The sequence below is a fragment of the Nocardia sp. NPDC055050 genome (assembly GCF_053608345.1).
Map to the genome: position 1 here is coordinate 13,633 of NZ_JBSGVG010000038.1, position 17,917 is coordinate 31,549.

At 67.4% G+C, this 17,917-nt stretch carries 15 protein-coding genes; 2 read left to right on the forward strand and 13 right to left on the reverse strand.

Going from position 1 to position 17,917, the window contains the following annotated elements; genetic code table 11:
• Nucleotides 1-145 precede the first annotated feature (145 nt).
• Together ACWGCN_RS28860 and ACWGCN_RS28865 are read left to right on the forward strand one after the other, a co-directional pair.
• Nucleotides 146-1,663 (forward strand): aldehyde dehydrogenase family protein, encoded by a 1,518-nt coding sequence (locus ACWGCN_RS28860; protein ID WP_067444948.1) that lies wholly within the window; start codon nt 146-148, stop codon nt 1,661-1,663.
• Complete coding sequence (locus ACWGCN_RS28865) at nt 1,663-2,868, forward strand: CaiB/BaiF CoA transferase family protein (RefSeq protein ID WP_452460115.1); 1,206 nt, start codon at nt 1,663-1,665, stop codon at nt 2,866-2,868. Before ACWGCN_RS28860 ends, ACWGCN_RS28865 begins: the two co-directional genes overlap by 1 nt.
• A gap of 187 nt (nt 2,869-3,055) precedes the next feature.
• Here the strand turns inward: ACWGCN_RS28865 and ACWGCN_RS28870 are convergent, their stop codons facing one another.
• The 13 genes from ACWGCN_RS28870 to ACWGCN_RS28930 form a co-directional block, all read right to left on the reverse strand.
• Nucleotides 3,056-4,303, reverse strand: coding sequence for an acyl-CoA dehydrogenase family protein (locus ACWGCN_RS28870; protein WP_067444953.1), 1,248 nt, complete (start codon nt 4,301-4,303; stop codon nt 3,056-3,058).
• The gene (locus tag ACWGCN_RS28875) at nt 4,300-5,433 is read right to left on the reverse strand and encodes an acyl-CoA dehydrogenase family protein (protein WP_452459217.1); all 1,134 of its coding nucleotides are present in this window, start codon (nt 5,431-5,433) and stop codon (nt 4,300-4,302) included. The genes ACWGCN_RS28870 and ACWGCN_RS28875 overlap by 4 nt, the downstream gene beginning before the upstream one ends.
• Nucleotides 5,433-5,735: a hypothetical protein gene (locus ACWGCN_RS28880; RefSeq protein ID WP_378990195.1), complete on the reverse strand. Its 303-nt coding sequence runs from the start codon at nt 5,733-5,735 to the stop codon at nt 5,433-5,435. The genes ACWGCN_RS28875 and ACWGCN_RS28880 overlap by 1 nt, the downstream gene beginning before the upstream one ends.
• A gap of 27 nt (nt 5,736-5,762) precedes the next feature.
• Complete coding sequence (locus tag ACWGCN_RS28885; RefSeq protein ID WP_449961907.1) at nt 5,763-7,019, reverse strand: amidohydrolase family protein; 1,257 nt, start codon at nt 7,017-7,019, stop codon at nt 5,763-5,765.
• A gap of 30 nt (nt 7,020-7,049) precedes the next feature.
• Nucleotides 7,050-8,477 (reverse strand): FadD3 family acyl-CoA ligase, encoded by a 1,428-nt coding sequence (locus ACWGCN_RS28890; RefSeq protein WP_387444720.1) that lies wholly within the window; start codon nt 8,475-8,477, stop codon nt 7,050-7,052.
• A complete protein-coding gene (locus tag ACWGCN_RS28895; protein WP_452459218.1) occupies nt 8,474-9,667 on the reverse strand; it encodes an amidohydrolase family protein in 1,194 nt (397 codons plus the stop codon). Before ACWGCN_RS28895 ends, ACWGCN_RS28890 begins: the two co-directional genes overlap by 4 nt.
• Before the next feature lie 65 nt (nt 9,668-9,732).
• Entirely contained in the window at nt 9,733-11,190 is a 1,458-nt protein-coding gene (locus ACWGCN_RS28900; protein WP_452459219.1) for an aldehyde dehydrogenase family protein, read from the reverse strand.
• 136 nt (nt 11,191-11,326) lie between these two features.
• A complete protein-coding gene (locus ACWGCN_RS28905; RefSeq protein ID WP_449961919.1) occupies nt 11,327-12,328 on the reverse strand; it encodes a LacI family DNA-binding transcriptional regulator in 1,002 nt (333 codons plus the stop codon).
• Nucleotides 12,329-12,346: 18 nt separating this feature from the next.
• Entirely contained in the window at nt 12,347-13,618 is a 1,272-nt protein-coding gene (locus ACWGCN_RS28910) for an MlaD family protein (RefSeq protein WP_452459220.1), read from the reverse strand.
• A complete protein-coding gene (locus ACWGCN_RS28915; protein WP_452459221.1) occupies nt 13,615-14,715 on the reverse strand; it encodes an MlaD family protein in 1,101 nt (366 codons plus the stop codon). The genes ACWGCN_RS28910 and ACWGCN_RS28915 overlap by 4 nt, the downstream gene beginning before the upstream one ends.
• A complete protein-coding gene (locus ACWGCN_RS28920) occupies nt 14,712-15,815 on the reverse strand; it encodes an MCE family protein (protein WP_452459222.1) in 1,104 nt (367 codons plus the stop codon). Before ACWGCN_RS28920 ends, ACWGCN_RS28915 begins: the two co-directional genes overlap by 4 nt.
• Nucleotides 15,812-16,879 carry an MCE family protein gene (locus ACWGCN_RS28925; RefSeq protein WP_452459223.1) on the reverse strand — a complete coding sequence of 356 codons (1,068 nt, stop codon included), beginning with the start codon at nt 16,877-16,879 and terminating at the stop codon, nt 15,812-15,814. The genes ACWGCN_RS28920 and ACWGCN_RS28925 overlap by 4 nt, the downstream gene beginning before the upstream one ends.
• Before the next feature lie 5 nt (nt 16,880-16,884).
• Complete coding sequence (locus ACWGCN_RS28930; protein WP_067444979.1) at nt 16,885-17,916, reverse strand: MlaD family protein; 1,032 nt, start codon at nt 17,914-17,916, stop codon at nt 16,885-16,887.
• Nucleotide 17,917: the final 1 nt, after the last annotated feature.

Sequence of the window (17,917 nt, forward strand, 5' to 3'; positions counted from 1 at the left end):
AAGGGCTGATGTCCGACTTTTGGCGAACGTGCTGCCGGTGATCGCGGTGTCGGTCGCGGCATTCGGCTGATGCGAGCCCTTGCATTTGGATATATTGTTCTCTAGAAGAGAGAATCACATTTCCAACGCTCAGCGAGGAGACGGGATGTCATCCCAGGACACGGACTCGATCGGCGCGTCCGCGCCGACCACGGCAGTCACCAAGCGGTTGCTGATAGACGGACAGCTGGTCGAGGCGGAACAGACCTTCGCCTCGCTCAATCCCGCGACCGGCGAGGTGTACGGCTACGCGCCCGAAGCCACGCTCGAACAGACCGAGGCGGCCATCGCCGCCGCCCGTCGGGCCTTCGACACGACCAGCTGGTCGACCGACGCGGCATTGCGGGCTCGCTGCCTGGACCAACTCCATCGGGCACTGCTCGACAATGTGGAGGACCTGCGCGAGCTCACCATCGCCGAGGTCGGCGCCACCCGGCGGCTCACCCACGGCAACCAGCTCGACTTCCCGATCGAGATCGCTCGCTTCTACGCCGACCTGCTGCCCGAGTACTCGTTGACCGAGGAACTGAGCGAGCTCGAGATCCGCGGGGAGCGCCACCGGCGCTGGATCGAGAAGGAAGCCGCCGGTGTCGTTTCGGCGATCGTGGCCTACAACTACCCGCATCAGCTGGCCCTGGCCAAGCTCATGCCCGCCCTGGCGGCGGGCTGCACGGTGGTGCTCAAAGCCGCCCCCGATACCCCGCTGGCCACGCTCGCTCTCGGTGAGCTGATCGCCGAGCACACCGATATCCCGCCCGGCGTGGTGAATGTGTTGTCCGCCGCCGACGTCGAGATCGGCAAGCTGATGACCACCCACCCCGACGTGGACCTGATCACCTTCACCGGCTCCACCCCGGTCGGGCGCCAGATCATGGCGGCGGCGAGCGAATCGCTCAAGCGGGTCTTCCTCGAGCTGGGCGGCAAATCCGCCATGGTCCTGCTCGACGACGCCGACTTCGCCACCACGGCGGTGTTTGCCGCGTTCACCATCTGTACCCACGCGGGACAGGGCTGCGCTCTCACCTCCCGGCTGCTCGTGCCACGCGCGCGCCACGACGAGATCGTCGAGCTGGTCGCCACCAATCTCGGCTGGGTGAGCAGCGGGGATCCCAGTGACCCGAAAACCTATATGGGACCGCTGATCAGTGCCAAGCAGCGCGACAAGGTGCACGGCCTGGTCGAGCGCGCGGTCGCCGCCGGAGCCACGTTGGTCACCGGCGGTACAAAGGTCGATCCGGGCTTCTTCTACGCGCCTACCCTGCTCGCCGGCGTCGATCCCGACAGCGAGATCGCGCAGGAGGAGGTCTTCGGCCCGGTTCTCGTCGTGATCCCCTACGACGATGACGACGACGCGGTGCGCATCGCGAACAATTCGATCTACGGCCTGTCCGGTGCGGTGTTCAGCGCCGATACCGAGCGCGCGCTCGGAATCGCCCGGCGTATCCGCAGCGGAACGTTCAGCATCAACGGCGGTAACTACTTCCAGCCGGACGCTCCCTTCGGTGGATTCAAACAGTCGGGGATCGGCCGGGAAAGCGGTGTCGCCGGGCTGGAGGAATTCCTCGAGAGCAAGACCTACGCCGCGGTAGTCGGGTTGAGCGACGCGTCGGGCGGTGCCCAGTAGTGGGGCCGCTCGACGGAATTCGCGTCCTCGAGGTCGCGATGTACGGGTTCGTGCCCTCGGCGGGCGCGGTCCTGGCCGACTGGGGCGCCGATGTTGTCAAGGTCGAACACGCGGTCACTGGCGATCCGCAACGCGGCCTCAGACAAATCGGCCGGATGCGGGTCGAAGGTGACCCCAATCCCAATGTCGAACATGCCAATCGGGGCAAGCGCAGCATCGGTGTCGACATGTCGGTGCCCGAGGGGCGCGCGGTGATCCACGACCTCGCCCGCGAGGCCGACGTGTTCCTCACCAGCTTCCTGCCGCAGGCGCGCACCAAATTCGGGATCGACGTGGACGACATCCGCGCGGTGAACCCGAAGATCGTCTACGCGCGCGGCAGTGCGCTCGGCCCGCGCGGCGCGGAATCGGACAAGGGCGGGTTCGACATGACCGCCTTCTGGTGCCGCGGCTCGGTCGCCGCCACCATCACCCCGCCGGGCACCGAGGGCATGGTCTCGCCCCCGGGGCCCGCCTTCGGCGACACCATCTCGGGGACGAACCTCGCGGGTGGGATCGCGGCGGCGCTGCTCAAACGGGAACGCACCGGCGAACCGTCGGTGGTCGATGTCTCGCTGCTCGGGAGCGGGCTGTGGGCGATGGGCCACACCATCGCGCTCTCGGCCCATCTCGGTGAGCCGATGGTGGCGCCGGTACCGGGTGCCCACGGCGCGCCGACCAATCCGCTCTCGGGTCTGTACGCCACGGCCGATGGCCGCTACCTGTCGCTGGTGATGTTGCAGCCGGTGAAGTTCTGGGCCGACGTGTGTCGCCATATCGACCGTCCCGAACTCGCGACCGACCCCCGTTTCGGGACGTCGGCCGACATCGCGGCCAATACCCAGGAGGCCGTGGCGATCCTGCGCGAGGCGTTCGCGAGTCGGACCCTCGCCGAATGGACCGAGCGCCTGGGAACGCTGTCGGGACCGTGGGCACCGGTCCAGGACAGCCTGCAGGTCGGCTCGGACCCGCAGATCAGGGCCAACGAGTACCTGATTCGCGCCGGTGAGCTCGAATTGGTCGCCAATCCGGTGCAATTCGACGTCACCGCACCCGAACTGGCCCCCGGCCCCGAGTTCGCCGCCCAGACCGAGGAGATCCTCCTGGGCCTCGGGCTGGACTGGGAGCGGGTCATCGCCCTCAAAACCGCGGGCGCGATCACCTGAGATCGGCCCACGATCACGAAAAGCTCCGGCGGGCACCCACAGTGGGTGCCCGCCGGAGCTCTTCTGTTCGGCCCGGCAGTGTCGCGGACGCCATCCGCTCCGAGCCATCGCGACAGCGAGCGGCCCGCCTCGGGTAGGTGCCACCGAGGCGGGCCGCTCGTCTTCCGTTGTGTGCGCGCCGATTCGATCAGCGGCCGCGTTCGACCTGATCGAACGGCAATCCTCGATCGGCGGCGGCTTCCCGGGGCATCCCGAGGACCCGCTCGCTGATCTGGTTGAGGGCCATCTCGGTGCTGCCGCCCGCCAGGCTCCACGCCTGGCGCATCAGGTAATCCTGTCCGGCTTGGCCGGTCGCGGCATCGTCGGCGTCGCAACCCGTCGCGGCGGCGGCCCCGGCGATCCGCACCGCCATATCCGCTTGCAGCCACGAATTCCGGGCGCTGAACAGCCGGACCATCGATCCGGCCGCGGGCACGAACTCACCCGCCGCGATACCGCGGGTGATGTGGCCGATCAGCTGATCGTGCACCATGTTCAGCGCCCGCGCCTCACCGAGATCCTCCCTGACCCGCGGGTCATCCAACTGCCCGGTCCGCCTGGCCGATTCGATGAGACCGGAGATATCACGCCCACTGTGGGTCTGGATGCCGCTGGAGTAGGGCGACGCGCCCCCGACGGCGCTGCGCTCATGGAACAATTGCCGGTTCGTGGTTTCCCAGCCGCCGTCGACCTCGCCGAGCACCGCCTCCGCGGGCAGCACGACATCGTCGAAGAACTCCTGGCAGAACTCCCGAGACCCGTCGACCTGGGTGATGCGCTGGATAGTGACACCGGGCGCGCGCACCGGAACCAGGAACATGGTGAGCCCGGCGTGTTTGGGCACCGACCAATCGGTGCGGGCCAGGCATAGCCCGTAGTCGGCGGCGTACGCGCCCGAGCTCCAGATCTTGGCGCCGTTGAGCACCCAGGAATCGCCCCGGCGCTCGGCGCGGGTGGTGAGCCCGGCCAGGTCCGAGCCGCCGCGCGGTTCGGACAGGAACTGCACGAGCAGTTCCTCACCGCGCAGCACCGCCGAGAGGTGGGTGCGCTTCTGTTCCTCGGTGCCCTTGTCCAGAATCGTCGGCGCGCAGACGGTCAGGGTCGGGATGTTGAGCGCCAGCGGCATCTCGTAGGCGCGCGACTCCTCGCTGAACACCCGCTGGTGCTCGGGTGTCAGGCCCAGCCCGCCGTACTCCTTCGGAAAGCAGATGCCGGCGAAGCCGCCGTCGTAGAGGATGCGTTGCAGCTGTTTGGCGCGCTGCCAGGATTCCTCGGACTTGCTGGTTTCCCCGTGCTGATTGGGCGGTGCGGGCTCGAGGTTGTCCGACAGCCAACGTCGGGCGCGGAGGCGGAATTCGTCGACGGGCTCCAGCTCGGCGGTGCTCGGTTCGGTCATGCGACCTTCCTGTCCAGGAGATCGGTGAGGCGACGGCGATGTTCCTCCGGCGTCCCGTACAGCGCGCGCCCGAGGGTGACCCGCCGCAGATACAGATGCATATCGTGTTCCCATGTCACGCCGATGCCGCCGTGGATCTGCACGCAGTCCTGGAGCAGGCCGGGGACGACGGCCCCGATATGGGATTTCGCGACGCTGACCGCCTCGGCGGTTCTGGTCGGGTCGCCGTGGAACGCGTTGGCCGCGGCCCAGGCGGTGGCACGGCAGGCTTCGAGCGAGGTCTTGTGTTCGGCCGCACGATGTTTGAGCGCCTGGTAGGACGCCAGCTGCCGGCCGAAGGTGTAGCGGTCGAACATCCATCGCACGGTGAGTTCGAAGGCGTGCTCGGCCGCGCCGGTCGACTCCGCGGCGGTGAGCGCCGCGGCGACCTGCACCTGGGTCTCCAGCGCGGCGGCGGTCTCGCCGGGATAGCGCTGAACGACGGCGTCCTCGCCGACCACGACATCGACCAAGGAGACTTTCGCGGTGCGGCGAACGAGGTCGAGTGTCCAGGTCGGGGTGACGGTGACGCCCGGTGCGTCGGCGGCGATCAGCACCTGGACCGGCCCCTGGGGACCGCGCGCGGAAACCAGCAGCACGTCCGCTTGATCGCCGCACTCCACCCGATCCTTGACGCCGGAGATCCGGAAACCGGTGCCCTCTGGCACCGCGACGGTATCCACCGCCGCGGGCCCCAACCCGTGTCCGGGCTCGTAATGGGCCCAGGCGGCGATGGTTTCGCCACTGAGCACCGCGGCGAGCAGGTCCGCGAAGCGGTTCTGCTCCCTGACCAGCGAGGTCAGCACGGCACTGGTGGTGATGAGCGGGCCGGGCGCGCAGGCCCGCCCGAACTCCGTCGCGACCAGGGCGAGATCGGCCATCGGCACCGCCGAGACCGATCCGCCGCCGAGCCGCTCCGGGACCAGCGGTGCGGTCCAGCCGAGTTCGGCGCCCTGGCGCCACCATGCGCGATCGAACCCGACGCCGGAGGCGGCGAGGCCGCGCACGATGTCGAGCGGAACGGACTTGGCGAGGAATTCGCGCGTGGTCGAGCGGAACAGCCGCTGGTCGTCGGAGAGCTCGAAGTCCATCAGAGTGATTCCCAGACAGTCACTTTCATGGCTGCCGGGTCGATGGCCGGGCTGAGCGTGAAACGCCCGTCGGCGGAGCGAACCTTGATCTCCTTCAGTACCGCACCGGCATCGCCGTCGATGAGGTAGTCGGCCTGATAGGTGAATTCCGGGGCCTGCCCGCCGACCGGTTGGGCACGGAATCGGGTGCACGACTCGACGCCGGGGATCGACAGCATGTCGGGAATGTGCACCTCGGTGTACCAGGTGTTGTATTCCTCGTCCATGCCCGCGCGGGGACTGGAGAAAACGATCAAATGCATGGCAATGTCCTTCGGTTGTTCGGGTGCTCAGCTGATGTGCTGGGCGGCATAGCGTTCGGCCCATTCCGCACGCGGCCGAATGGTCAGGTCGACATCGAGGGCGTTGTTCCGCAATGCCGCGACCGTCGCCTGTTCGCGGGGGATGTGGGTGAAGGGATCCCAGTTGAGGAATCGGCAGGCGTTGCGCCAGGTGATCTGATGGATGTCGCTGTCGTCGGCGCCGGCGCTGTTGAGTTCCTCGAGCACGAATTCGGGCGCATCGGGGAACAGCGAGTCCGAGTGCGGGTAGTCGCATTCCCACGCGATGATGTCGATCCCGATCTCGTGTCGCATCTTGAGCGAGTTGCGGTCGGTGACATAGCAGGCCATCACGTGCTCGCGGAACACGTCGCTCGGCATCCGGCCGCCGAAGTCGCGGCGCAGCCACTTCTGATTGGTGTAGTGGCGGTCGGAGCGGTCGAGGTAGAACGGAATCCACCCGATCCCACCCTCGGACAGGGCGACCTTGAGGCCGGGATAGGTGCGCAGCGCCGGTCCCCACAGCAGGTCCTGGATGGCGATCTGCGACACCGTCGGCGCGAGGCACATGAGATTGTCGATCGGCGCGTTCGGCGCCAGGCGAAGCGCCCCGAAACCCTGCCCGATGTGCAGGTTCATCACGAGTCCGGTATCGGCGAGCGCCGCCCACACCGGACCCCAGTACTCGCCGTCGTGGTAGGAGGGCAGCCCGTCGATGTGCGGCAGTTCCGGCATCGTGACGCCACGGAACCCCTTGGCCGCGACCCGGTTGATCTCGGCGACGGCCAACGCGGGATCCCACAGCGGCAGAATCGCGTTCGGGATGAACCGGCCGGGGTAGGCGGCGCACCACTCGTCGATGTGCCAGTTGTTGTAGGCCGAGATCACCGCGATGGTGATCTCGTCCTTGAACTGGCTCAGATGCCCGGCGCTGAATCCGGCGAAGGTCGGAAAGCACATCGAGGACAGGATGCCGTTGGCATTCATGTCCGCCACCCGGCTGTGGATGTCGTAGACCCCCGGCCGCATCTCGGCGTAGCGGGCCGGATTCTTGTCCCACTCTTCCTTCGGCCACCCCACTACCGCGTTCAAACCGGTGACGCCCACCGGTTTACCCCGATAGACCCACTGATCGACGCCCTGGTCGTTGGTGATCAGTTTCGGGATGTACTCGGCGTGCTTGCTGGGCGTGTGCCGGGCGAACATATCGGCCGGCTCGACCACATGGTCGTCGATGCTGACCAGGATCATGTCAGAGAAGTTCATGGAGGATTCCTCGAAGTCAGGCGAATTCGGTTAACGCAGTTGGTCTTTCATGACCTTGCCGGTGGCGTTGAGCGGTAGCTCGTCGAGGAACCGCACGGATCGGGGCGCCTTGTAGCCGGCCATTCGGTCGCGGGCCCACGACACCAGTTCCGCCTCCGATACCGGGCCCTTCGCAACCACGAAGGCGCGGCCGACCTGCCCGAGTCGTTCATCGGGCACACCGACGACAGCGACCTGGGCCACGGCGGGGTGCTCGAGCAGAAACGCCTCGACCTCGGCCGGATAGGCATTGAAGCCGCCGACGATGTACATGTCCTTCTTGCGCCCGTTGATCCGCAGGCGACCGTCCAGGTCGAGGCTGCCGAGATCGCCGGTGTGCAGCCATCCGTCGGCATCGATGACCGCCGTCGTCGCGTCCGGATCGTCGAAGTAGCCCTGCATGACGGAGTAACCGCGCACCAGCACCTCGTCGTCCTCGGCGATGCGCACTTCCACACCGTCACAAGGGGTTCCGACGGTGGTCGCGACCTGCTCGAAGGTATCGCCGGGCCGCGACGCTGTCGCGGTTCCGGCTTCGGTGAGCCCGTAGCCGGTCATGATCGACTGGAACGGCAGCTCGGTCTTGACCCGCCGGATCAGTTCGACCGGGATGTCGGCGGCCCCGGTGACCGCGGCCCGCAGCGACGACAGATCCCGGGTCGCGGGCGCGTCGAGCAGGGCGTGATACAGGGTGGGTGGGCCGGGCAGCATCGTCACCCGTTCCCGTTCGACGAGCTCGAGCACCTGTTCGACGTCGAACACCGGCACCGGCAGCATCGTGGCGCCGCGGATGAGCGAGCTGATCAACCCCGCCTTGTAGCCGAAGGTGTGGAAGAACGGGTTGACCATCAGGTAGCGGTCGCCCTCGCGCAGATCGGCCAGATCGCACCATTCCGCGTACAGCCGCAGGGTCTGGCGGTGATTCATCATCACGCCCTTGGGTCGACCGGTGGTGCCCGAGGTGTAGATGATGTCGGCGATGTCGGTGCCGTTGACCGCCCGTTCGAATGGCTCACCGTCGGCGAGGAAATCCGATTTCAGGTCGATCACCGGCACGCCCTGCGGGCCGGTGTAGTCCGTCCCGAGGAAGCCCTGCTGCACCAACAGCAGCTTGGCGCCGCTGCGCCGCACGACGTCGGCGGCTTCCTCGGCCTTGAACCGGGTGTTGATCGGGACCAGCACGCCGCCCGCGGTGACCAGCCCGAACGCGGCGATGATCCACTCGGCCGAGTTGGGCGCCCAGATCGCCGCCCGATCGCCGCGCTCGATGCCCGCCGCCGCGAAAGCGCCCGCGGCCTTGCGCACCCGGTGGGCGAGATCGATGAAGCTCAACCGCTGTGGCCCGTCGACGATCGCTTCGGCAGTGCCGAAGCGATCGGCGGCGCTCAGGACCATCTGCGGGATGGTCTGCCAGGTCATACCTTCAGCAGCCTCGCGAGATTGCCGCCCATGATCTTGGCCTGATGCTCCAGGCTCAGATCCTTGATCTCGTGGATGTAGCGTGCCGGTTCGGCCAGGCCCTCCGGGTGCGGGTAGTCCGAACCGAACAGGACGTTGTCCACCCCGAGCAGGTCGGCGATCCCGCCGAGGTCCTCCTCCCAGAACGGGCTGACGAAGATGCTGCGCTTGACCGCCTCGACCGGATCCTGATGGCCGAAGCCCTCCGGCGCCTTCTTGGCGACGTCGGCGAGGTTCTCCAGCAGCGGCGCCAGCCACGACGCGCCGTTCTCGATGACCGCGACCTTGAGTTCGGGGAAGCGGAACAGCGCGCCGTGGCACACCCACGAGGCCACCGCGTCCTGGATCGGACGCCATTCGGTGGTCATCCGGAAGGTGTTGGTCTGGAACGGCAGCATCTCCAGGCTGGAGCCCTCCCACTCGGCGTTGTGTCGCGAGTAGCCGCTGTCGGAGGAGTGCATGGTGACGAGGATGTCGTGCTCGACCACCCGCTTCCAGAACGGGTCGAACTCCGGCAGCGCGAACGAGCGAAGCCCGCGCAGACCGGGGACCGGGGCCGGGCGCACCAGAATCGCCTTGGCGCCGTGCTCGACGCACCAGTCGAGCTCCTCGATCGCCTTCTCGACGATCGGCAAGCCCACCACCGGCACGGTGAAGATGCGGTCCTTGTAGACGAAATTGCCGTCTTCGCCCCAGGTTTCGAGCAGCCACCGGTTCAGCGAATGGATCACCGCGTGGATGAGATCGGGATGGTGGCGCATCCGTTCCTCGACGAGGCTGGCCAGCGTGGGGAACATCAGCGAGCGGTTGAGCTGCAGCTCGTTCATGAGCTCCAGGCGCGCGCCCGGCTCGCGGAACGCCGGGATCGACTTCATCGATTTGCCGAAGATCTCGCGCCGGCTCTTACCCTCGGGGTTGCCGTTCTTGAAGTAGTCCTCCATGGCGCCGGGACGGGCGACGACCTCGAAGGTGGGGTTGGGAATGTATTCGCTGATCTGGCCGAGGACCGCGATCTTGGTGCGCCCGTTGATCTCGACGTACTTGATGGTCCCCTCGTACTCGGCAGGGAGGAACTTGGTCAGCGCCTCCTTGGTTTCGTAGAGGTGATTGTCCGCGTCGAACAACTGATACGGCAGATCCAGCTGCGTCATGAGAGCCTCCTTGTTGGTTAGTGAGAATCATATTCTCACAAGATGCGCATGGCAATATTCAGTCGCTACATTTGCGTCCAGACGGCCTTGGTCTGCAGGTAGGCCTCCAGGCCCGCCTTGCCGGACTCGTAGCCCCAGCCCGACTGCTTGTATCCACCGAAGGGCATGGAGTGGTCGAAGACCATCTGGCAGTTCAGCGAGATGGTTCCGGCCTGCAGTTGTTTGGCCAGTCGGTGGCCACGGCCGATGTCCTTGGTCCAGACGGTGGCGGCCAGACCGTAGGAGCTGTCGTTGGCCATCGCGACGACCTCCTCTTCGGTGTCGAAGGGCAGGACCGTGACGATCGGGCCGAAGATCTCCTCGCGGTAGAGGCGGCTGGTGGCGGGGTCGACATTGGTGGCCACGGTGGGGTGCACGAAGTACCCGGTTCGATCGAGACGCTGACCGCCGGCCACGAACTCGATGCCCTCGGATTTGCCCTGATCGACATAACCCAACACCCGGGTGAGCTGCTTGGCGCTGATCAGCGGGCCGGCCATGGTGCCCTCTTCCCTGGGCCCACCCATCTTCATGTTGTCGGCCAGGTTCGCGATGCCCGCCACGACCTTGTCGTAGGAGCCGCGTTGCACGAAGACGCGCGAACCGCACACACACGCCTGACCCGAATGCACGAAGGCGCCGAAGCCGGCCATCATGATCGCCATATCGAGATCGGCGTCGTCGAAGATCAGCACCGGCGATTTGCCGCCGAGTTCGAGGGTGATCTTGTTGAGGTTGCTCGCCGCCGAGGCCGCCACGATCGCCCTGCCGACCTCGGTGGAGCCGGTGAAGGCGACCTTGTCCACGTCAGGGTGTGCGGTGATCGCCGCGCCGGTGGTGTGTCCGTAGCCGTTGACCAGATTGACCACGCCCTCCGGTACGCCGGCCTGGGCCAGGAGCCGGTCGAGTACCAGCGCCGAAAGCGGAGTCTCCTCGGCGGGTTTCACCACGCTGCTGCATCCGGCCGCGAGGGAGGGGGCGACCTTGGCGCAGTAGTTGAAGACCGGCCCGTTCCACGGGAAGATCAGCCCCACGACATCGTAGGGCTCCTTGAGGGTGTAGCCGTGCTGCCGCGATTCCACGCCGGTGAGCCCGCCGGCGTTCACGTCGTGGGCGATGCCGTCGATCTTCGTGCACCAACCGGCGTAGTAGCGGAACCATTCCGAGCCGATGCCGACGGTGAGCGCGGCCTGGTTCTGTGGGATTCCGGCGTTGGCCGATTCGAGGTCGGCCAGCAGTTCGGTGTTCTCGTCGATCAGATCCGCGACGCGCCAGAGGATCTTGGCTTTCTCGCTGCCCGCCAGGTTCTTCCAGATGCCGGATTTCGACGCCGCTTTCGCCCGTGCGACGGCCTCGTCGACAGCTTCGGAGCCGCCGTCGGTGAATTCGGTGAGCTGTTCCTCGGTGACGGGATCGACGACGGGGATCGCGTCTCCGGTGCCCGGTCGGTTGCGGATCTCGTCCAGCACATTCTGCACGCTCATGGCGTAACTCCTCGCATGTCAGCGGTGACTCGAGCGCAACGGATTCGGTACGCGGAATGCACCGTCGTCGCAAGGTTAGGCGCATAACCATCGAGGTGTCCAGACCCCAAATCGGCTCCGGTGAGGAACGGGGAAGCTAGGTGGAAGCCCGCACGATGAGGCGGGCGACATCGGTCGGCTGTGGCGCGGGGGGTGCCGGATATCCCAGTTCGGTGAGGACAGCGGCGATCGCGGCATCGGCCACCGCGGCGGGGATGTACTCCACCGTCGTCAGCGGCGGATCACACAGCGCCCCCATGGGATTGGCCTCGATGCCGATCACGGCGAGGTCGTGCGGGCAGCGCAGACCCGCCTCCCGCAGACCGTGCAACACCAGACCCGCGATCTCGTCGCTCTGCGCGCAGACCGCGGTCACCCCGTCGCGCACCCACCTGGTGACCAGCTCGGCCACACCGCTCGCGGTCACCTCGTCCACGGTGATCGGCGGCAGATCGTGCGCACGCGCGGCGTCGACGATTCCCTGGAGCCAATAGTCGCCGAGGGCACGCCATTTGGCGATATCGGTGCGTCCGAACGCGATCCTGCGGTGTCCACGCGAGACCAGGTGGCCGACGCGCATCGCCCCGACGGTGAGCAGGGGATCGCCGAGCGCGGGCAGCAGCCCGATCTCGATCAGGGGAACCTTCGCGGCGCGCACCTTGCCTCGCGCGTCGCTGCTCAACGGGAACAGGCTCACCACCGCGATCGGATCGAGATTGTCGATCGCGTCGATGATGCGTTCGTAGTCCTCGGTCTCGAAGATCTGCACCTGGAGCAAACCGTATTGCGCGAGCGCGGCGGCCATCAGGCTGCCCGCCTGAATCGGCATGTCGCCCACCGCGACTCGCGGCAGGATCGAGAGCACCACTCCGCTCTCGCCGCGCGCGAGATTTCGGGCGGCGACATTGGGGCGATAGCCGAGTTGTCCTGCGGCGCGGTAGACAGCCTCCCTGGTGCGTGCGGAGATGCGTTTGCCCGCGGAATTGTTCAGGACGTAGCTGACGGTCGCCGTGGATACGTTCGCCAGCCGGGCGACATCGGCGTGGGTGGGCCGCGCACTTCTGCCGACACTCGTCGCGTCGGGATCGGGAGCGGCCATGCACTCATGATGGCACCGTCACCGCGGACCCGGTGTGTAGGGGCCGCCGTACGGCGTGGGAATGGTCAGCGGTCCCACCGGGGCCTGCTCGGCGGTCTGCAAGGGATCGACGGGCGGTGGCGCGGGAACGGGGTCGTCGGCCGGTCGCGGCGCGTTGCGGGCGCCGCGCGGCATGAGGGTGGGATCGGGGTCGGTGCAGTCCGCGTGGAGGTAGGGCGGCGCGTAGTCGGGGACCGAGCCGCCCCGCCGCGGCACGTTGTAGTCGCAGGCGTAGCGGGGGTAGATGCTGGCCAGTGCCCAGACACCGCCGTCGTGGAACGCCGAGGCCACCGCGTCGAGGGCGGATCCGGCGCGCTGGCGGGGAAAGAAGAACTCCTCGAGGGCGGGAATCCGGGAGTAGGCGACCTGCGAGACGGTGACGAGATTGCCCAGCAACTGCACCATCGTCGGTGAGTTCTGCGCGAGGATGGTGTCGAGTTCGGTCAGCAGCGGCGGCGTCTGCGCCAGCAGTTGTTCGTAGCCGCCGGTCATCGACGCCATGCCGCCCGTCACCGCGGCGAGGTTCGCCGAGGTGTCCCGCAGGACGGTGCGCCCGTCGTGCAGGGTCGCCAGCACGACTCGGCTGTTGCGCAACAGGTTCACGGTGTTGGGCAGCACCGTGTCGAGCGTGGAGATGAGGAACGTGCCACCGTCGATGATGTCGGCCAGTTTGTCGGGCCCGGCCGGACCGACACTCAGTTCCCGCGAGATGGTCGCGAGCCGGTCGGGATCGATCTGGGCGAGGGTGCCGCTGAGGCTTTGCAGCATGTCCGCCATCGGCACGGGGGTGGCGGTGCGATCGGCGGTGATCAGCGCTCCGTCGGTCAGATACGGGCCGTCGTTGCTCGCGGGCAGGAAGTCGAGATACTGCTCGCCCGCCGCGGACAGGGCCGCCGCCCGCACCTGCCCCGACACCGAGATTCGCACATTCTCATCGATGGCGGCGACCGCGATCACCTTCTGGTCGACCACCCGCACCGAGTCCACGCGCCCGACCCGCACGCCACGCAGGGTCACTTCCTGTCCCGGCAGCAGCCCGCCCGACTGGGTGAGTTCGACGCGTACCCGATACGGGTGATCGAGCGGATCGACGCCGAAGGTGGACAGGATCAGGTGCGAACTGGCGCCGGTGAGGATGGCGAGCAGTCCGAGCAGCGAGACCACCGCCCGATGCCGGTGTGCGGCCCGGACGACCCCGACGAGCGCGCGCGCCGGTGTTTCCATCCGGCTCGGCCGGGGTGTCGTGGTCATCGTGGTGCTCCTGCCAGCCGGACGCCCAGCCGATCGATCATGTGCTGGAGCGAGCCGACGAAGGCGGTCCAGTCGGTGATGTCAGGGGCCCGGCCGCCGACACCGCCCGGATTCGCCGGGTCGGGAATCGCGAGCTGGGCGACGTCGACCGCGACGTGCCCGTTGGGACCACTGATCATCTTGAGCACGATCTTGATCATCTCGTTCACCGAGTCGAGGTCGGCGTCCGGATTGAGGGCCGCGGCGTTGAGCCCGGCGGCCAATCGGTTGATGTTGGCGGCCATGCTCGTGTTGTTGGTGCCCGCGACACTGGGGAACCGCGCGAGCTGGATGGCGATCGTATGGACGCGATCGACCAGGGTGACCAGGGAATCGGTGTTCTCGACGAGGACCTCGACGGCCGGTCCAGCCGCGGCCACGGTGTCGGCGAGGGTGGATTGCTGGGCGGCCACCGTCGCGCTGAGATCGGCCGCGCCGTGCAGAACGCCGTTGATCTGGTCGGTGCGATCGGCGAGGCCGCGCAACAGTGTTCGGGTCTCGTCGAGCAGCGCGGCGAGCCGGTCACCGCGGCCGCCGACGTGGTCGCTGAGCGCGGCGACGACGGTGGTGAGGTACTGGATGGTGCCGCCGTTGACGAGAAGCGATGCGCGAGTGAGCATTTCCTCGATCGTCGAGGCCGCCGAAGTCGACTCGAGCGTGATCGCGGCACCGTCGTCGAGTACCGCGCCGCCGGGCTCGACAACCGGCGGCGGCTTCATCGCCACGAAGACGTCGCCCATCGGGGTGGCCGACCGCAGCTGCGCCGAGGTGCCGACGGGCAACCGGACCGACGAGGTGATGCGCAGGGTCACCAGGGCGGTGTAGTCGCGTGCCGACATGGACTCGACCTGACCGATATCGGCGCCGTTGAGCGTCACCTTCGCCTTCATGGGCAGATTGAGCGCGTTGGAGAAGGTCGCGGTGAGGGTGTAGGTGTCGCCGCCGAGCCCTGGTGCCGGCAGCGGCAACTGGTCGAGCCCCACGGCACATCCACTGGTGGACAGGGCGAGCGCGACGGCGACCGCGAGTCGGGGCGCGAACTGGGTGCGAGGTGTCATCGGCCGCTCTTTCCCGCGATGCCCGCCAGGATGGCGGTGATACCGAAATCCGGTCCCATATCGCGCATGGTTCCGGTCGCGCAGCCCTGGTTCTGCAGTTGGAGCAGGTTGCAGATCTCCTTGACCATCTGGCCGTCGAGCAGCAGCCGGTTGATGTCCACCACGGCGCGCAGTGCGCGGACATTCGGGTCGACGGAGTTGTAGGCGTTGTCGACGACCATCGGGAACACATCGAGGAACTGGGCGAGGTTGTAGTCGTAGGCGGCCAGGGAACCGGTCACCGTGTTCGCGTTGGTGGCGAGACCGGAGATGGTGCCCTGGTGACGTCGCAGCAGTTCGGCGACCTGGCTGATGATCCGGTTCAGCGCGGCGCCGGTCTCGCCGGAACCCAGCTGTTGTTCGGCCAGGAAATCGGTGAGTTGTGCGACGGCGCCGCCGAATTCGCGCAGTGTCCCGTCATTGCGCGCGGCGGCCGCGGTGAGCTCGTCGAGGTTGGTGACGACGGTGGTGATCGCGTCGCGGGTGGCGGCACCGTTGTCCTGGCCCTGTCGCAACGCCCGGGAGAGTTCGCCCAGGGCCGCCCGCATCTCGTCGCCGTTGCCCGTGGTCGCGGCGGAACCCAGATCGATCAGGTCGGCGACCGGTCCCGCGCCCTTGCCGTCACCGCCCAGCGAGGTCGACAACTTCTGCGCCATCGACAGCAGGGCGTCGAACTCGACCGGCGACTTCGTGCGGGCGGTACCGAGCACCGCTCCCGCGGGCAGGGTCGGTCCGCCACGGTAGACCGGGGTGAGTTCCACGTGACGGTCGGTGAGCAGTGAGTCCGAGATCGTGACCGCCTGCACGTCGGCCGGTAGCTGGATCGCGCCGTCGATCTTCATCTCGACGACGACCTCGGTGCCGCGGGCCTCGATCCGGACGATCCGCCCGACCTTCATGCCGAGCACCGAGACCGGGTTGCCCTCGTAGAGGCCGTTGGCATTGGCGAATTCGGCGGTGATGGTGGTGGTATCCGCCTGCGAACCGACCGAACAGCTGGTCAGACAGGCGACGCTCACCGTGATCGCGGCGAGTTTCAGGGTGGAGATCAGGGCTTTCATCGACAGTCCTGGTGATAGGGGGCGCGGCCGTTCTCGACGGCGACGGCACTCAACGCGCACATCCACGAGTCGACGAAGGCGCCGTCGGGGGCGCTGGCATTGAGTTCGGCACCGGTACCGGTGGCGTTGGCGAACATGCGCCAGGGGACCGGAAGGATCTGCAGGATGTTGCGCAGCAGGTCGTCGTGGCCTGCCATCATCGCGGTCATGTCACGCAGGTCGGTCAGCAATTGTTCGACCTCGGCGTGGTCATCGACCACGATCGGTTCCAGCCGCGCGACCAGCGTGGTGATCGCGTCCAGTAGTCGGCGTAGCGCGTCCTGACGGGCGATGATCTGGCGCAGCACGGTGCCGCCCTGACCCACCACCGAGGCGAGTTCGGCCTGCTGGGAGCGGATCACGGTGCTGACCTGGTCGGTACTGGTGAGCAGCGTGCCGATTTGGTCGCGTCGGGTCGCGATGGTGGTCGACAGCGACCGGATGTCGCGCAGGATGCCCGGCACCAGCGACGGCATGCCGTCGAGTCCGCGCGACAGCGAGGTCATCGACTCGGCGATCTTGTCGGCGTCGAGTTGGTCGAAGGTCGTGGTCGCGTCCTGCAGCGCGGTCTCGAGGTCGTAGGGAACGGTGGTCTGGGACAACGGAATTCGATTGTCACGCAGTTCGCCGCCGCCGCCGCCGGACGAGCGCAGCTCGACATAGCGTGAACCGAGCAGTGTGGTGAGTTTGATCGCGGCCGCGGCATCGGCGCCGAGGACGACCTCGTCGTCGACCGACAAGCTCACCTCGACGTGGTCGCCGGCGAGCCGGGTGCCGGTCACCGTGCCGACGGGGATGCCCGCCCAGGTCACTGGGTCACCGGCGGCGATGCCCGCGGCTTGCGCGAAATCGGCCCGCACCGTGCGGGTGCCGAGGTTCAGCGAATTGACCACGACCAGCACGAGCAGCGCCAGCACCACCGAGAGCACGGCGATGAGGCCGGTTCGCAGCGACTTGTCGGTGGCGATCGCGCCGGAACCTCGGCGAGTCGAGACGCGAGTGAGGGCGCGCAGTGGTGTCTTCATGGGTCCTACCTACAGATCGCGGAGTGCTGGGGCCGACCGGTCGGGGAGGCGCCGCCCAGGATCTGCGCGATCACCGGATCGATGCCGGGGATGATGCTGAAACTGATATCGCACACGTAGGCGTTGACGAAAGCGCCCGCGTCGGTGGCCCGGATCATGGCCTGGAACAGCAACGGAATATTGAAGCCGAGGAAGGCGAAACGTTGGTTGCCGTCGACGAAGTGCCGCGCGAAGCCGGGTTCGCGGTTCATGAACTCCGTCAGCGACGGACTCGCGCCGTCGACCACCGCGGCGGCGTCGGCCACGACGGTGGAGATCCGCGCGGTCTGGTCCAGCAGCGTGTCGCGGCGGGATTCGAGCGCGTCGAAGATCTTGCGGGTCTGGGTGAACGTCGTCTGTAGTCCGGCGCTCTGCCCGGCCAGCGTGGTCATCACCGCCGACAGGTTGTCGATCAGGGTGCCCAGGATCTGGTCGGGCCCGGCGAAGGACTGGACCAGGGTCGCGGTCTCGGTGATCAGGGCGGCGACCGCGCCGTCGTCGCCCTGCAGGGCGCGGATCAGCGCGGAGGTCAGATTGTCGACGTCCGCCGGGTCGAGGGCGCTGAACAACGGCTGGAATCCGTTGAGCAGCCCCGACAGATCGAAACTCGGTTCGGTGCGCTCGAGGGGGATCCGCGCGCCGGGCGCCAGCGCCGTCGGGTCGCCGGATTCGGCCCTGCTCAACCCGAGATAGCGCTGTCCGATCAGATTCTGATAGGTGACCGAGGCGATGGTGTTGGCGTAGACGGGCTGGTCTCGTTGAATCCGGAAGCCGACCTCGGCGTCGGGACCGTGGATGCGGATGGAGTCCACCCGGCCGACCTGTACTCCGGCGACCCGGACGTCGTCGCCGACGCGCAGTCCCGAGACATCGCTGAACACCGCGGAATAGGCGTGGGTGTCACCGGTGACATCACGTTGCAGGGTCACGCGGACCATCCAGATCAGCAGGGCGGCGACGAGCAGGAAAGCGGTCAGTCCGGCGAGGTCGCGTGTCATT

What these genes read in the sequence shown, in the direction of transcription:
- ACWGCN_RS28880 (WP_378990195.1), bottom strand. Translation starts at nt 5,735, where the DNA reads ATGCATTTGATCGTTTTCTCCAGTCCCCGCGCGGGCATGGACGAGGAA.
- ACWGCN_RS28870 (WP_067444953.1), bottom strand. Translation starts at nt 4,303, where the DNA reads ATGACCGAACCGAGCACCGCCGAGCTGGAGCCCGTCGACGAATTCCGC.
- ACWGCN_RS28890 (WP_387444720.1), bottom strand. Translation starts at nt 8,477, where the DNA reads ATGACCTGGCAGACCATCCCGCAGATGGTCCTGAGCGCCGCCGATCGC.
- ACWGCN_RS28900 (WP_452459219.1), bottom strand. Translation starts at nt 11,190, where the DNA reads ATGAGCGTGCAGAATGTGCTGGACGAGATCCGCAACCGACCGGGCACC.
- ACWGCN_RS28925 (WP_452459223.1), bottom strand. Translation starts at nt 16,879, where the DNA reads ATGAAGACACCACTGCGCGCCCTCACTCGCGTCTCGACTCGCCGAGGT.
- ACWGCN_RS28910 (WP_452459220.1), bottom strand. Translation starts at nt 13,618, where the DNA reads ATGACCACGACACCCCGGCCGAGCCGGATGGAAACACCGGCGCGCGCG.
- ACWGCN_RS28920 (WP_452459222.1), bottom strand. Translation starts at nt 15,815, where the DNA reads ATGAAAGCCCTGATCTCCACCCTGAAACTCGCCGCGATCACGGTGAGC.
- ACWGCN_RS28860 (WP_067444948.1), top strand. Translation starts at nt 146, where the DNA reads ATGTCATCCCAGGACACGGACTCGATCGGCGCGTCCGCGCCGACCACG.
- ACWGCN_RS28885 (WP_449961907.1), bottom strand. Translation starts at nt 7,019, where the DNA reads ATGAACTTCTCTGACATGATCCTGGTCAGCATCGACGACCATGTGGTC.
- ACWGCN_RS28895 (WP_452459218.1), bottom strand. Translation starts at nt 9,667, where the DNA reads ATGACGCAGCTGGATCTGCCGTATCAGTTGTTCGACGCGGACAATCAC.
- ACWGCN_RS28875 (WP_452459217.1), bottom strand. Translation starts at nt 5,433, where the DNA reads ATGGACTTCGAGCTCTCCGACGACCAGCGGCTGTTCCGCTCGACCACG.
- ACWGCN_RS28905 (WP_449961919.1), bottom strand. Translation starts at nt 12,328, where the DNA reads ATGGCCGCTCCCGATCCCGACGCGACGAGTGTCGGCAGAAGTGCGCGG.
- ACWGCN_RS28930 (WP_067444979.1), bottom strand. Translation starts at nt 17,916, where the DNA reads ATGACACGCGACCTCGCCGGACTGACCGCTTTCCTGCTCGTCGCCGCC.
- ACWGCN_RS28915 (WP_452459221.1), bottom strand. Translation starts at nt 14,715, where the DNA reads ATGACACCTCGCACCCAGTTCGCGCCCCGACTCGCGGTCGCCGTCGCG.